The organism is Sphingomonas sp. ID0503 (genome assembly GCF_048565625.1).
Taxonomy (GTDB): domain Bacteria; phylum Pseudomonadota; class Alphaproteobacteria; order Sphingomonadales; family Sphingomonadaceae; genus JBLZUR01.
This window is the reverse complement of the sequence record NZ_JBLZUR010000002.1, coordinates 1,885,233-1,899,427: the sequence shown is the minus strand read 5'-3', so window position 1 is coordinate 1,899,427 and position 14,195 is coordinate 1,885,233. Positions and strand designations below refer to the sequence as shown.

Below are 14,195 nucleotides of genomic sequence, written 5' to 3'. Positions count from 1 at the left end.
TAAACAGCGGTTCAGCATAGCAGCGCCGCTTAGCCCTTCGCCTGCTCCAAGCGTCGAACGGCGGCGCGCACGTCCAGCAAACCGCGCCCGCGATCCGCACGCACGCGCCGCTCGGAGGCTGCATCAAGAAGCAGCTCGGCCACCTCGCTGCCGGTCAGATCCGGATAGCGGCCGAGCAGGAGCGCAGCAGCCCCCTCCACGAAACTGACGGAGTAGGATGTGCCTGAGCCAAGGCTGCACGTCTCCTGTCCGCAGTCGATCGGCAGGAACTCGCCGGGTGCGACGATGAAGTGGGACGCCGTGCTTCCGGCGCGGTTCGACCATCTGGCGAGATCGCCCCGCAGCGTGCCCGCGCCGGCGACGATGATCGATCCTTTAAAGCGGGGATCGGCCGCATAGCGCGCCGGCCATACCGGTTCTTCCGCACCATCATTGCCCGCCGCCGCCACGATAAGCACGCCGGCAGCGACCGCTCTCTCCAACGCCGGCTCAATCGATCGCAACGGCCTGACCGAGGCGATCGGGAGGCCGATGACACGCGCGCCCTGTGCGACGGCATAGTCGATCCCGCGTGCGACATCGCCACCATGCATCCGGCAAATCGTCTGGCAGGACCCGTCGAGGTCTGCCCGCACCATGAGGAGTGTCGCGTCATAGGCAACGCCCATGGTCCCGCGACCGTCCCTTGCAGCCGCAAGCAGGCCGGCTGTCTGTCCACCATGTCCGGCACCCGCGTCGCCGAACGCCCGGTGCGGCAGCAGGTCGATGGAAGCAGGCGAGATGTTGGCGAAGAAGGCGTGCGCGCCGCTCGCGATCCCCGTATCGATCAAGGCCACGGTGACACCGCTCCCGGCGCCGACCTGCCGGTAGGCCCGATCAGCGTCGATGCGATCTAGACCCCAACTCAACGCCCGTTCGAGCCGTGCGTTCGGAGCGGCAGAATGTGCTTCACCGGCAGCAAGCGTGGGCGCAGACGCGGTACAGGCCAGCAGGGCGAGGCTGAGCCTCAGCAGTGTCGTCTTCATCTACGTCCTACGTACAATCGCGAGAAACTTAATCGTGCTTTTCGGCTTTGGTGTAAGGCACGAACTCGCCCAATCCGACGAAGCCATTCCAGAAGCGGGAGTTCCGGTCGACCAAGTTGACTGTGTCGATGTCACAGAGTTGGGATCCGAACATCTTTGTCACCAGGATCTGATCGTTGCGCAGCGAGGATGCACCGATCTCCGGACGATTGACGTAGATGCGGCGCCCGCTCTTGTAGAGGATCGCCGTGCCGTCGATGATCTGGGTGGAATAGATGCGGGAGAAGGGAAGGCAACGGACCGGCTCTCCGGCGGTGTAACCTTCAAGCGTGTGCGCGAGTTTCGCCTCGCCCTTTGCAATCACCTGCGAATTCGTGGCTGCGATGGCCGGAGAGGCGAGCAGCGCGCCAGCGGCAGCCAACGCAGCGAGGGAACGCGTGAGCATATCGACTAACATCCGTTAAGTAGCTGAATTGAATAGCTAATAGATAATGTCGAGAGGTCGCCCTGCAAGAGGTCGCAGGTCGTGCGGAAACATGTGGTGGCGTGACGGTTGTCGCCCGATATGCGCTATCTGATCCTTCCGCTCCTCCTCGTTGCAAGCTCCGCACAAGCCGCCGATCGGGAGCTTTGTGCCGATCGGCCGGGGCTCGGCACGCCTGCCTGCACGGTCGAGCCCGGCACGTTTCAGCTTGAGCTTGGGCTCGCTGACTGGACGCGTGAGGACGAGGGAACCGAGCGGACCGATACGCTGCTGGCCGGAGACTCGCTCGTCCGGATCGGCCTTGATGGAAGAACCGAAGCGCGGATCGAGTGGACTGGCTATGGGGATGTACGGGAGCGTGATCGCGCTTTGCACCGCACGATCGCGCGTGAGGATGGGGTAGGCGAGCTGACACTCGGGCTGAGACGCAATCTTTGCAATCCGGATGGAAGGGGGTTCTCGCTGGCCGTCCAGCCTTCCGTGACGTTGCCGGTCGGCGGAAAGGCGATCGGCGCGGGAACTTGGGAGGCGAGCCTGATCATGCCGGTGGACGTCGAAATCGGTAGAGGCATGACCTTGTCGCTTAGCCCTGAGCTCGACGCCGCGGCGGATGAACACCGAAACGGACATCATCTGGCCTACGCCAATATCCTTGGGGTAGCCCTGGACCTGACAAATGCGGTCACGGCGACGATCGAGGCCGAGGCGATGAGGGACCGCGACCCGGCCCATCACGTCACGGAGGTCTACGCCGCATTCTCTGTCGCGTGGCAGCCGGCGAACGATTGGCAACTAGATGCGGGTGTTGTCGGTGGCCTCAATCACAACAGCGCAGACGTAGAACTCGCCCTGGGGCTGGTCCGCAAATTCTAGCCGGTCGTCCGTGCGGTGCTCGCCAAGCCTGCGCAGATCTTGCGTGTACGGGCACGCACCTCCGCAAGATGTTCGTCCACGAACCGCTTTCCGAGATCGGGGACGATAGATCCGAAGTGCAGATGCTCGTGTCCGCGCATGCTGAAGGCATGGGCAATATAGGCATCGACCAGACGCTCCAGGGCGCTCTGCTGCCCTTGTTCGGCAAGCCAAGCTCCCCGGTTCGCTGACGTGGTGATGCTAACGAGGGTTGCGGAGGAGAGACCCGATTGTTCGCGGTTCTCGACTGCACGAGGCGTAATGCCGGCGCCTAGCACACGCTCCATATATCCCTTCATCATCGCTGGAGGCGTACCGAACCAGATAGGATAGACCAGTGTCAGCGCAGCGCAGTCCCGTATGATGTTCATTTCTGCCTCAACATGAGGGGAAATGCGGGAGTCGTTCGCGACCGGCTGTTCATAGCCGCGAAGGACGGGGTCGAAGTTCATCCCGTACAAGTCGCGCAGCGTCGCACGCTGACCGCATTGTTCGACGGTGTCGCAGTATGTCTCCGCGACGGAGCGATTGAAACTTTCGCCGCGCTCCGGGTGGCAGAGGACAACGACGTGATGCAGCGACCGCAGATCCATCGTCACTTCTGGGTTCTCCAACTCGCTTCAGGACCGGTGTGCGGCCTTAGCAAGTCACGGAGACCAAGGCGACGGGGTTCACGCCAGTGCCGGTATCAGGCGCTTCTCGCCGGCGATCTTCATCATCGCCTTCTGAAGCTTGTCGAACGCACGAACCTCGATCTGTCGGACGCGCTCGCGGCTGACGCCGTAGACCTGACTGAGTTCCTCCAGCGTCTTCGGATCCTCGGCCAAACGGCGCTCGGCGAGGATGTGCTTCTCGCGATCATTGAGGCTGTCCATTGCCTCGACCAGCAGGTCGTGGCGGACGGTCTTCTCCTCGGCTTCGGCGATCCGCTCATCCTGGAGCGGGTCGGTATCGACCAGCCAGTCCTGCCACTCGCCCTCGCCATCCTCACGCATCGAAGCGTTGAGCGAGGTGTCGCCGCCCATCGACATGCGGCGGTTCATCGAGGTGACTTCCGCCTCTGTCACGCCGAGATCGGTGGCGATCTTGGTGAGATCCTCCGGCTTCAGGTCGCCATCCTCGAAGGCATCGAGCTGCGACTTCATGCGGCGCAGGTTGAAGAACAGCTTCTTCTGCGCGGCAGTGGTGCCCATCTTCACGAGCGACCAGCTGCGCAGGATGAATTCCTGGATCGAGGCCCGAATCCACCACATCGCATAGGTGGCGAGGCGGAAGCCGCGATCCGGCTCGAACTTCTTAACGCCCTGCATCAGGCCGATATTGCCCTCGGAGATCAGCTCGCTGACCGGCAGGCCGTAGCCGCGATAACCCATCGCGATCTTCGCCACGAGGCGCAGATGCGAGGTGACGAGTCGCGCCGCCGCCTCAGGATCCTGATGCTCCTGAAACCGCTTGGCGAGCATATACTCTTCCTCGGGCGCCAGAAGGGGAAACTTCCGGATCTCCGACAGATAGCGGTTGAGACCCTGTTCGCCACCAAGCGCCGGGATCGTCGCAGGGACGTTCTTACCGCTGGCCATAACCTGAAAACTCCCTTCCCTCCGGTCTCGCCGCACTGCGGGAGAACCAGAAATATCTATACCGAAAGCTCGCTGAACAGTTCCTGCATGTCTGCAGGCATTTCGCTATCCAGCGCCAAAGCGTTGCTTGTGATCGGGTGAACGAAGCCGAGATGCGCCGCGTGCAGGGCCTGACGGGCGAAACCCAGCCGCGCGAGCAGATCCCGATGCGCCTTCGATCGCCCGTAGACCGGATCGCCGAGCAGAGCGTGGCCGAGCGACGCCATGTGCACGCGGACCTGATGCGTGCGGCCTGTCTCAAGCCGGCACTCGACCAGGGCCGCATCGCGCAACACCGTGTCCGTCCGGTAATGCGTCACCGCCCGCTTGCCGCGCCCATCCGCCACGATGGCCATCTTCTGACGGTTCGTGGTCGATCGGGCGAGGGGTGCATCGACCTTGCCGGCCGCAGGAATGGGGCGGCCGCCGACGATCGCCCTATAGCGCCGCTGGATCGAGTGATCGGCGAACTGGCGGGCCAGCCCTTCATGGGCGCGATCGGTCTTGGCGGCGACGATCAGCCCCGAAGTGTCCTTGTCGATGCGATGGACGATGCCGGGGCGGGCCACCCCGCCGATGCCCGACAGCTGCCCCGCGCAGTGATGGAGAAGCGCGTTGACCATCGTGCCGTCGAGATTGCCGGCCGCCGGGTGGACGACCATGCCCGCAGGCTTGTCGACGACGATCAGATGTTCATCTTCGAACGCGACCACCAGGTTCAAGTCTTGCGCGACGTTGTGCGCCGGTGTGGGATCGGGAACCGCGACCAGGAAGGTGGCCGCGCCCAACAGCTTGGTCGCGGGATCGCGGATCGCGCGGCCATCTTCCGCCGTCACCTGACCGGACGATACCAGCGCCTTCAACCGCTCGCGCGAAAGCGTCGGGATCGCGACAGCCAGCGCGCGGTCGAGCCGCCAGCCGGCTGCCTCCGCCGGCACCTCGGCGCGCATTGTCGAAACCCCCCGGTTCATCGCATAGCGAGATGGTGGCGCAGACGAAAATATCAAGCCGGCTGCTCGCCGAGCTGACAGCGTTAGCCGAGGCTGATGTCAGCGTCGAAGTCTGCGGTCTGCTTTTCGGCCGGGAGGGGGCGATCGAAGGCTTCAAAGTCACCGCCAATGTTGCCGATGATCCCTCAGACAGCTTCGAGATCGACCCCGCTGCCTTGATTGCCGCGCACCGCAACGCGCGTACCGGAGGGCCGCAGGTGGTCGGCTGTTTTCACTCGCATCCGAGCGGGTCGACAACACCCTCGTCTCGGGACGCGGCGGCTGCCGATCCGGCAGGCGGCTTGTGGCTCATCCTGGCCGGCAGCGAAGCGGCGCTGTGGCGCGCGCGGGCGAACGGGTTCGATCCGGTCGGCCTGATCCAGATCGCTTGAAAGCCGGGCGGGCAATCGCCACAAGTCCGCCTCGTCCTTGGAGAGAGTGCATGACCAGCCCGGAAATCGAGTTCGCCAACCTGCTTTGCTCGCGGTTGTGCCACGACCTCTTGAGCCCGGTCGGTGCGCTCAACAACGGGATCGAGCTGCTGGCGGATGAGGACGATCCGGACATGCGGAGCCGGATCGTCGAGTTGCTCGCCGAGAGCGCGAAGGTGTCGGCCGCGAAGCTGAAGTTCTTCCGTCTCGCCTTCGGCGCCGCGGGCGGCTTCGGCGATCAGGTTGACACGGTCGAGGCGAAGCAGGCGATCGAGGGATTGTTCGGGCAGAACAGCCGGTTGCAGATCGGCTGGATGGTCTCCCAGGCAACGATGGACAAGGCGGCGCTCAAGATTCTCCTCAATCTGGCGCTCATCGCCGGCGACGCGTTGGTCCGTGGCGGGCGGCTCGACATTGGCGCCGAAGAGAATGAGATCGCGGTGCGGGCGGAGGGGCCGAGGTTGGTCTTGGACGAGGAGTTGCGCACCACGCTCACGACCGAGGTGCCGCTGGGCGAGTTGAGCGCGCGGGCCGTCGTGGCCGGCATGGCGGCCGAGCTGGCGCGAGGCCGTGGTGCCACCATCCAGCTTTCCGAACCCGAGCCGACGGTGCTTGTCTTCGGCGTCAGCCTGCCTGCGGCCTAGGCTCAGGACCCTTTACGACGGCGTGAGCATGTGATTCCAATCGGGTCGGAGGTGAGCCATGTCCGACCTGATGCTGTTGTCGCGCGCACAGATGGCGCGCATCGAGCCGTTCTTCCCGCGCTCGCGCGGGCTGCGGCGGGTTGATGATCGACGGGTGGTGAGCGGGATCGTCGACGTCATCCGCCACGGCCTCCAGTGGAAGGATGCGCCGGCTGGCTACGGACCGCACAAGACGCTGTATAATCGCTTCGTGCGGTGGAGCCGGCTCGGCGTGTTCGAGCGCATATTCGCAGGGCTCGCGGCCGAGGGTGCCCCGCCCGAACGGCTAATGATCGACGCCACCCACCTGAAGGCGCACCGCACGGCGGCGAGCCTTGCCAAAAAGGGGCTGCTCCCCGCTGCATCGGCCGGACCAGAGGCGGGCTGAACTCGAAGCTCCACGCCGTTTGCGACGGACAGGGGCGCCCCGTCGCGATGCTGCTGACCGAAGGGCAGATGAGCGACCACAAAGGTGCTGCCCTGCTGTTGCCGGTCTTGCCGCCTGCCCGCGAACTGCTCGGCGACCGCGGCTACGACAGCAACCGCTTCCGCGCCGCACTCGCTCAACGCGGGATCGCGCCCTGCATCCCGTCCACCCGCTCGCGCAAGGTGCCGATCCCGCACGACACCACCCTCTACCGCCAGCGTCATCGCGTCGAAAACATGTTCGCCCGCCTCAAAGACTGGCGACGCATCCACACACGCTATGACCGATGCGCGCACACCTTCTTCTCGGCCATCTGCATCGCCGCCACCATCATCTTCTGGCTACCACAATGAGTCCTGACCCTAGCTAACCGGCTTTTAACCAGTTCCGGTTCAGTAACGGTGTCTCTCATCTGGGGCGACACCGCGAATGGAAGACCTGCTCGACGATTTCGTCGCTGAAACGCGCGAGACCTTGGAGGCGATCGGGGGCGAGATCGTCGCCTGGGAGGCCGAGCCTTCGGATCGTGCGCGTCTCGATTCGATCTTCCGCTTCGTCCACACCGTGAAGGGAAGCTGCGGCTTCCTCGATCTGCCGCGTCTCGAACGGCTGAGCCATGCGGCGGAGGACGCGCTCGCCGCGGTGCGGGCCGATCTGCGCGTGCCGGACGCCCGCCTGGTGAGCGCTGTCCTCGCGATTATCGACCGGCTCGCGGAGCTGGTCGATGCGATCGAGACCGGCGCGCAGATATCCGATGCCGACGACGATCAGCTGATCGCCGCCTTGGCGGAGGTGCGTGAGGTCGAGGAGGTCGTGGCGGTCCAGGCGAGCGAGGCCAAGGCGCCGCAGCGTGCCGCGATCCGGTCCATCCGCGTGCCCTTGGAACTGCTCGATCGGATGATGAGCGGCGTGTCGGACATGGTGCTGTCGAGGAACGAGCTGTTCCGGCGTCTGCGCGAAGTCGAGGGAGGAACCTCGGTCGATACGGCCTTCGAGCGCCTCTCCGCATGTGTCGCAGAAATGCGCGATGCGATCACGCGAACCCGTATGCAGCGGATCGAGCATCTCTTCACCGCTCTGCCGCGCATGGTGCGCGATCTGGCGGCCGAACTTGGCAAGACGGTGACGCTGGATATCGACGGCGGCGATGTCGAGCTCGATCGCGAGATGATCGAGATGATCCGCGATCCTCTCACGCACATCGTCCGCAATTCGGTCGATCACGGACTCGAAACGCCGGAAGAGCGACAGGCGGCTGGGAAGAGCCGGCACGGAACGCTGCATGTGTCCGCGCGACAGTCGGGCAATCAGATCCTGATCGAGATTGCGGACGACGGCCGCGGCATCGATGGCGACCGGCTGGTTGCCAAGGCCTTGGCAGCCGGACTGCTGACAGCGGAGAAGGCCGCTACATTGTCTCAGTCGGCCAAGTGCGCGCTGGTCTTCGAACCGGGACTCTCGACCGCAAAGGCTGTCTCGGCGATCTCCGGCCGTGGTGTCGGCATGGATGTGGTGCGCGCCAATGTCGAGCGGATCGGCGGCGTAGTCGATCTCGACAGCCGGCCGGGGCAGGGGTTGCGCGTCGTGCTGAGGGTTCCGCTCACGTTGACGATCATCCCGGCCCTGACGCTGGAAGCGGGCGGGCACCGCTTCGCGCTTCCCCGTTCGGCCATCGAGGAGATCGTGAGGGCGGATGGGGAACTCGTCAGACTGGAAGCGATCGGCGGCGGGACTGTCGCGAACAGCCGCGGGCGACGCCTGCCGGTGGTGTCGCTCGCGCAGATCCTGGGCGAAGAGACGGGGGATGTCGCCGGGCGTACCCTGGTGATCCTGAAGGCGGCGGGATGCTGCATGTTCGCCTTGGCTGTCGACGCTGTCCACGACCATGAGGAGCTGGTGGTGAAGCCCGCCGCTCCCGCCGTGATGGCGACCGGCATCTACGCGGGCACCACCTTGCCCGACAACGGCCAGCCCATGCTCCTCCTCGATCCCGGCGGGCTCGCGCGCGCCGGCGCAATCGGTGAGCAAAGCGATATTGCCGAAGAGACGCATGCTGAGGCGGAAGAGGAGGAGGACCTCGTCCAGATGCTGCTCTACCGCGACATCGACGGCGTAAGGCGCGCCGTGCGGCTGTCGCTCGTCGAGCGGATCGAGGATGTTCCGGCCGCGAGTGTGTCGATGGCGGCCGGTCGCCTGTGTCTCGCTCACGAGGAGCGCGTCATCCCGGTGATCGCTTGCGGCGCGCTGCCCGACCGCTCGTCGCTGCACGTCCTGCGGCTGAGCGACGGACAGGCGGAGGCCGCCTATGTCATCGACAGCGTGATCGACATCGCGGCACTGCCCGGTGCCATTCAGCCTGCGGCGAAGCCGGGGCTGGTCGCTGGAGTGACCCTGGCGGACGGCGAGCCGGTCGAGGTCATCGATCCTTTCTGGATCTTCGCCGGGGCGGCCAAGGGCGCGAGCCGGACCGGACCGGTCTGCCTGCTGCGGGGCGATCAGGCCTGGATGCGCGAGATCCTGCAGCCGCTGCTCAGGCAGTCGGGCTACACCGTCACCTTCGATGCGGCGACTGCCGCGCCCGACCTGGTCATCGAAGGGGAGGGCGAAAGCGACGCATCGTCCGATTCCGACGAGCGGGTGATCCGTTTACGCACATGCCCGGAGGGCGATGCGAGCAGCGTCTATCGTTACGACCGCGCGGGCCTGTTGTCAGCGATCGATGATCGTTTGCGCGTAGCAAGGGGTTGACATGAACTCGCTATATCTCATCGCGCGCGTCGCAGGGGAGCGGATCGCGATTTCGGCGGACGCAGTACAGTCGGTCGTCGAGATCGACGCCCTGACTCCGGTTCCGATCGCCCCGCGGCATATCGCGGGGCTTTCCGCGCTGCGCAGCCGTGTGCTGACGGTGATCGACACCTATGCGGCGCTCGGCTTAGAGAGCAGCTGGGCCGGCGGCATCCGCCAGGTGGTCGTCGTCATCATCGACGGCCATCTGTACGGACTTGCGGTCGAAGACGTCCACGACGTTGCCGAGATTTCGGGAGAGCCGCAGCGTTTGCGCGGGAGCATGGGGCAGGGCTGGTCGCATGTCGCCAGCAGCTATGTCGAATACGATGGTCAGCCGCTTCTGGTGGTGAACGCGGCCGCGCTGATATCCGGGCCCGTCGCCGCTGCGGCCTGAACGCCGATTAACCGGACACTTACGTTTCCGTGATTATGGTTGTTGTGAAGATGAGTTGGGGATTGTGAACCGCGATGCGTAAGTGTCTTGTCGTCGACGATTCCAAGGTGATCCGGAAGGTCGCCCGTCACATCCTCGAAACGCTCGACTTCGAGGTATCCGAGGCGCAGGACGGCCATGAGGCGCTGGTGCATTGCGAAGCCAAGGCCCCGGACGTCGTCCTTCTCGACTGGAACATGCCGGTGATGAGCGGGATCGAGTTCCTCCGCGCGCTCGGCATGGCGGACCTGGAGCATCGTCCGAAGATCGTGTTCTGCACGACGGAGAACGGCGTGGCTCATATTCGCACCGCGATCGAAGCGGGTGCCGACGAATATGTGATGAAGCCATTCGATCGCGAGACCCTTCAGAGCAAGCTTCAGATCGTCGGCATGGCCTGACGCCATGCGTCACGAGTCCCTGCCTCGCATCGCGGCCGGGCGAGCGAGCGTACCATCTATCCGGCTGCTGATCGTGGACGACTCGCTGGTCGCTCGCACCATTCTGAGCCGTACCCTCGCCGAACATGGCGCCTTCGAGGTTGTCGCGACGGCCGCTCGCGCCGACGAGGCGCTGCGCATCTTGGCCGAGCGTGAAGTCGATATCATCCTGCTCGACGTTCAGATGCCCGGTCGCGACGGGATCGATGCTCTGCCGGAGCTCCTTGCCGCATCGACCGGGGCGCATGTCGTGATGGTCTCGGCCTTCTGCGACGATGGCGCGTCGGCCAGCGTGCGCGCGATGACGGCAGGGGCGGCCGATACCCTCCTGAAGCCGGATGCGGGTAGTTTCGGCGGGCAGTTCGTCACCGCCCTGACATCGCGCCTCCTCCGCATCGGACGCGCGCGACGCGAGTCATCACCGAAGAGTGCACGGTCTGCCTTGGCTCCTGCCCTTCAGGCTCCCTTGTCCTTACGGGCGCCGGTCGAGGGTGAGGTCGGTTGCCTGGCGATCGGGGCGTCGACCGGCGGTATCCATGCGCTCGCCGCCTTCTTCGCACAGCTTCCGCGCAGCTTGACCGTGCCGATCCTCGTCACGCAGCATCTGCCCGGCAGCTTCATGCCCTATTTCGCTGGCCAGCTGCGAGACATGACAGGCCGGGAGGCGCGGGTGGCGGAAGAGGGGATGCGTGTGGCGCCCGGCATGCTGATCGTCGCGCCCGGCGACGCCCATCTGGTCGTGACGGAAGGCTGGGGCGTGCCGCGCATCCTCTTCGACCGGAGCCCCTCTCGATCGGGATGCATGCCATCGGTCGATCCGATGCTCGAGTCCGTTGCCGCGCTTTATGGTGCTCGCGGTCTGGCCGTGGTTCTGAGTGGCATGGGCCGTGACGGCGCACTCGGTGCGCTGAAGCTGGCGATGGCCGGCGGCGAGGTGATCGTCCAGGATGCCGAGAGCTCGGTCGTCTGGGGCATGCCCGGTGCTACCGCGCGTGCCGGTGCCGCATCCTTGATCGCGCCGCCCGCCCGGCTTGCCGATCGCGTGGCAGCGCGCATCGCCGCAAGCGGGGGGCGATAATGGAACTGAACAGCGCCCTTGGCCGCATCCTGAGCGGCCTTCTGGAAAGCCGGACCGGGCAGCAGATCGGTAGCGCGCGGCATTGGCGAATCGATACGGCATTGCAACCGCTCCTCCGCGCCCGCGGCCTGCCCGACCTCGATGCGCTGGCGGCGCTGCTGCTGTCCGGCCGCGATCCCGGCATCGCCGACGAGATCGTCGAGCATCTGCTGAACAACGAGACGTCTTTCTTTCGCGACCCGGCCGTGTTCGATGTGCTGCGCCGGGTGATCGCGGATCGAGCGGGCGATATGGGCCGGCCGCTGCGCATCTGGTGCGCGGGCTGTTCGACCGGGCAGGAGGCCTATTCGCTCGCCATCACGCTGGCCGACCTGCGGGAGAACACCCGTCATCCGCGCGCCGAGATCATCGCCACCGACATCTCCGCGGCAGCGATCCGACGCGCGCAGGCGGGCGCGTATAATCACTTCGAGATACAGCGTGGCCTGCCGATCCGCGCACTCGCCAAATGGTTCGCGAACTCCGGCGAGGCATGGGAAGCCTCGGCCGCCCTGCGCGGGATGGTTCGGTTCGAGCGTCGGGCCCTCGCGGCAGGCCCGCCGTCAGGCGGTCCTTTCGACGTGATCCTGTGCCGGAACGTCATGCTCTACTTCTCGAATGAAGTTCGCAGGCAGATGTTCGAGCAGCTCTTCCACGGGATGCGCGAAGACGGCTTTCTGCTCCTCGGCGCCGGGGAAACCGTCATCGGCGCAACCGAGCGCTTCGCCGCAGATCGCGGCTATCGTGGACTGTACCGGGCGGTGCCCGACGCGTCTGACGGCGGGGGCAGGGCCGCACGCGGCTGACGGCCTTCCTTCTGTGCCCGATCCGACCTATGCCTGATCTGGCATGATCGACTTCATCGAGACGCCGTCGCCCAATTTCAACGAGCGCGCGCTGCCTGTCTCGATGATCGTCCTGCACTACACCGGGATGCAGGACGCCGCCTCCGCCCTGCACCGGCTGTGCGATCCGGAGGCGAAGGTCTCCGCGCATTACCTCATCGCCGAGGACGGGCAGGTCGTGCGGCTTGTCGATGAGGCGAAGCGCGCATGGCATGCGGGCAAGTCTTACTGGCGTGGCATCGAGGACGTGAACTCCGCGAGCATCGGCATCGAGATCGTCAATCCGGGACATGAATGGGGATATCGCCCGTTCCCGGAGGAGCAGATGGCGGCGCTGATGCCGCTGATGGCGGAGATCGTCGACCGGCATCACGTCACCCGCGGGAACATCGTCGGTCATTCGGACATCGCGCCGGCGCGGAAACAGGATCCGGGCGAGCTGTTCGACTGGGAGCGGCTTGCCGCCGTTCGCCTGGCGCTGCCCCGGCCGCGCAAGCATTTGGCCGATCCGCATTGGACGGACGGCGGGTTCCTGCTGGCGCTGGAGCGCTTCGGTTATGACGTCAGCGATGCGGAGGCTGCGGTGCGCGCCTTTCAGCGGCGCTTCCGGCCCGAGACGATCGACGGGGTCATCGATGGAGAGACGCGGGCGATTCTCCTCTCGCTGCTGACCGGCGGCGACAAGGGGGCGGAGGCGCGGCGCTCCGGTCTTTGATTTTCGCGTCACCCGCGCTATCTCCGCTTTGCCAGAGGGCCGGGCGGCCGCCGCTTCTCAAAAGGGGAGGGGAGGAAAGTCCGGGCTCCACGGAAACACGGTGCCGGGTAACGCCCGGCGGGGGTGACCCCAGGGACAGTGCCACAGAAAGCAAACCACCCGCGCTTCGGCCGGGCCAGGGCGAAAGGGTGCGGTAAGAGCGCACCGCGTCGCGGGTAACCGGGACGGCATGGTAAACCCCACCGGGAGCAAGATCGAATAGGGGCGGCGCATGGGCCTGGTTCCGGCCCGTCGCCCGGGTTGGTTGCTGGAGCGGCGGAGCGATCCGCCGCCTAGAGGAATGGTCGCCCATCCGCCTCGGCGGTGGACAGAACCCGGCTTACAGGCCCTCTGGCATTTTCATCGGGTCCATCCGGACCCGCAGGCGTTAGAAGCAAGGCATGGCGCGGCAGACGAGATCGAACGACTGGGGCTTTCCCCGCTGGCGCGAATATGGTGCCACGCGGGAGGCGAAGGCCGTGCGCCTCTGCGACCGGGAGGGGTGCAACGAGCCAGGCGATCGGCCCGCACCCAAGTCGCCGAACAGCCCCGATCGCTGGTACTTCTGCGAGACCCATGCCGCCGAGTACAACCGGGGCTGGAACTACTTCGAAGGTCTGTCGGCCGAGGAGGCGGCGGCGCGCGAGCAATCCGAGCGGCGGACGGCATCTGGGTTCACCAGCTCGGCGCATCACGCCTGGGGCGGGCCGGGGGACGGCACCCGGTCGCGCGACGAGATGCGCGCGCTGGAGGTGCTCGATCTGGAAAGCGACGCGAGCTTCGAGGAGATCAAGGCGAGTTGGCGGCGTCTCGCGAAGGCCAATCATCCCGATGTGAAACCCAACGACAAGGACGCTGCCGAGCGGTTCCGGTCGGTTCAGGCGGCGTTTGAGGTGCTGCGGGCGGCCGAGGAGCGGCGGCAGGCGAAATGAAGGCGGTTCGTGCGGATTGGCAGTCTGCGATCCTCGTCTGCCGAAAATGCTCCAAGAAGGTCGGTGGCGGCTATGGCGAGGGCGGCGGGCTGTCGCTCGCCAAGCTTCTGAAAAAGGCGATGGGTCTCGGACGCAAGCGCAAGTCGCGGATCGGGGTGGTTGAGGTGGGTTGCCTCGACATTTGTCCGAAGCGCGCGGTGACCGTGGTGGACACGCGGCGGCCGGGCGCGTGGATCGTGCTGGAGACGGGCCTGAGCGCGGGTGAGGTGGCAGAGCGTCTGAGCCTTTGACTTACCTCGGCTGTGCTCCTGCGA

Annotated in this window: 17 protein-coding genes and 1 other RNA gene; 13 read left to right on the top strand and 5 right to left on the bottom strand. The window is 65.6% G+C overall.

The features are described from left to right. Positions 1-29: 29 nt before the first annotated feature. Complete coding sequence (locus ACM608_RS10290) at positions 30-1,025, bottom strand: S8 family peptidase (protein ID WP_419683136.1); 996 nt, start codon at positions 1,023-1,025, stop codon at positions 30-32. A gap of 28 nt (positions 1,026-1,053) precedes the next feature. Further along, positions 1,054-1,470, bottom strand: coding sequence for a hypothetical protein (locus ACM608_RS10285; RefSeq protein WP_419683135.1), 417 nt, complete (start codon positions 1,468-1,470; stop codon positions 1,054-1,056). A gap of 120 nt (positions 1,471-1,590) precedes the next feature. Here ACM608_RS10285 and ACM608_RS10280 point away from each other — a divergent pair, with 120 nt between their 5' ends. Further along, on the top strand, positions 1,591-2,382 hold the full coding sequence (locus ACM608_RS10280; RefSeq protein ID WP_419683134.1) for a transporter: 792 nt from the start codon (positions 1,591-1,593) through the stop codon (positions 2,380-2,382). On the opposite strand, the gene ACM608_RS10275 is transcribed toward ACM608_RS10280, so the two are convergent. The 3 genes from ACM608_RS10275 to ACM608_RS10265 all read right to left on the bottom strand — a co-directional run bounded on the left by ACM608_RS10275 (position 2,379) and on the right by ACM608_RS10265 (position 5,011). Next, positions 2,379-3,014, bottom strand: a complete 636-nt coding sequence (locus ACM608_RS10275; protein WP_419685162.1) for an NAD(P)H-dependent oxidoreductase — start codon at positions 3,012-3,014, stop codon at positions 2,379-2,381. The two genes, ACM608_RS10280 and ACM608_RS10275, sit on opposite strands and share 4 nt — an antisense overlap. 78 nt (positions 3,015-3,092) lie before the next feature. Continuing rightward, positions 3,093-4,001, bottom strand: a complete 909-nt coding sequence (rpoH, locus tag ACM608_RS10270) for an RNA polymerase sigma factor RpoH (protein ID WP_419683133.1) — start codon at positions 3,999-4,001, stop codon at positions 3,093-3,095. A gap of 56 nt (positions 4,002-4,057) precedes the next feature. After that, positions 4,058-5,011, bottom strand: coding sequence for an RluA family pseudouridine synthase (locus tag ACM608_RS10265; RefSeq protein WP_419683132.1), 954 nt, complete (start codon positions 5,009-5,011; stop codon positions 4,058-4,060). A gap of 14 nt (positions 5,012-5,025) precedes the next feature. Here ACM608_RS10265 and ACM608_RS10260 point away from each other — a divergent pair, with 14 nt between their 5' ends. The 12 genes from ACM608_RS10260 to ACM608_RS10205 all read left to right on the top strand — a co-directional run bounded on the left by ACM608_RS10260 (position 5,026) and on the right by ACM608_RS10205 (position 14,171). Beyond that, positions 5,026-5,421: a Mov34/MPN/PAD-1 family protein gene (locus ACM608_RS10260; RefSeq protein WP_419683131.1), complete on the top strand. Its 396-nt coding sequence runs from the start codon at positions 5,026-5,028 to the stop codon at positions 5,419-5,421. Positions 5,422-5,471: 50 nt separating this feature from the next. Next, a complete protein-coding gene (locus tag ACM608_RS10255) occupies positions 5,472-6,104 on the top strand; it encodes a histidine phosphotransferase family protein (protein ID WP_419683130.1) in 633 nt (210 codons plus the stop codon). 58 nt (positions 6,105-6,162) lie between these two features. Continuing rightward, positions 6,163-6,923, top strand: a protein-coding gene (locus ACM608_RS10250; protein WP_419683129.1) for an IS5 family transposase whose coding sequence is annotated in 2 segments (ribosomal slippage) — positions 6,163-6,496 and positions 6,496-6,923 — 762 coding nt in all. Because the reading frame shifts where the segments join, the coding sequence is not laid out codon by codon here. Between the two features lie 76 nt (positions 6,924-6,999). Beyond that, positions 7,000-9,318, top strand: a complete 2,319-nt coding sequence (locus ACM608_RS10245; protein WP_419683128.1) for a chemotaxis protein CheA — start codon at positions 7,000-7,002, stop codon at positions 9,316-9,318. Position 9,319: 1 nt separating this feature from the next. After that, positions 9,320-9,754, top strand: coding sequence for a chemotaxis protein CheW (locus tag ACM608_RS10240; RefSeq protein WP_419683127.1), 435 nt, complete (start codon positions 9,320-9,322; stop codon positions 9,752-9,754). Between the two features lie 74 nt (positions 9,755-9,828). Then, positions 9,829-10,194 (top strand): response regulator, encoded by a 366-nt coding sequence (locus tag ACM608_RS10235; RefSeq protein WP_419683126.1) that lies wholly within the window; start codon positions 9,829-9,831, stop codon positions 10,192-10,194. A gap of 4 nt (positions 10,195-10,198) precedes the next feature. Next, positions 10,199-11,311 carry a chemotaxis-specific protein-glutamate methyltransferase CheB gene (cheB, locus tag ACM608_RS10230; RefSeq protein WP_419683125.1) on the top strand — a complete coding sequence of 371 codons (1,113 nt, stop codon included), beginning with the start codon at positions 10,199-10,201 and terminating at the stop codon, positions 11,309-11,311. Beyond that, a complete protein-coding gene (locus tag ACM608_RS10225; protein WP_419683124.1) occupies positions 11,311-12,156 on the top strand; it encodes a CheR family methyltransferase in 846 nt (281 codons plus the stop codon). The genes cheB and ACM608_RS10225 overlap by 1 nt, the downstream gene beginning before the upstream one ends. Before the next feature lie 43 nt (positions 12,157-12,199). Beyond that, on the top strand, positions 12,200-12,910 hold the full coding sequence (locus ACM608_RS10220; protein WP_419683123.1) for an N-acetylmuramoyl-L-alanine amidase: 711 nt from the start codon (positions 12,200-12,202) through the stop codon (positions 12,908-12,910). A gap of 31 nt (positions 12,911-12,941) precedes the next feature. Further along, positions 12,942-13,308: RNase P RNA component class A (gene rnpB, locus ACM608_RS10215), an RNA gene on the top strand. 42 nt (positions 13,309-13,350) lie between these two features. Continuing rightward, complete coding sequence (locus ACM608_RS10210; RefSeq protein WP_419683122.1) at positions 13,351-13,881, top strand: J domain-containing protein; 531 nt, start codon at positions 13,351-13,353, stop codon at positions 13,879-13,881. After that, positions 13,878-14,171 carry a hypothetical protein gene (locus ACM608_RS10205; protein ID WP_419683121.1) on the top strand — a complete coding sequence of 98 codons (294 nt, stop codon included), beginning with the start codon at positions 13,878-13,880 and terminating at the stop codon, positions 14,169-14,171. The genes ACM608_RS10210 and ACM608_RS10205 overlap by 4 nt, the downstream gene beginning before the upstream one ends. Positions 14,172-14,195: the final 24 nt, after the last annotated feature.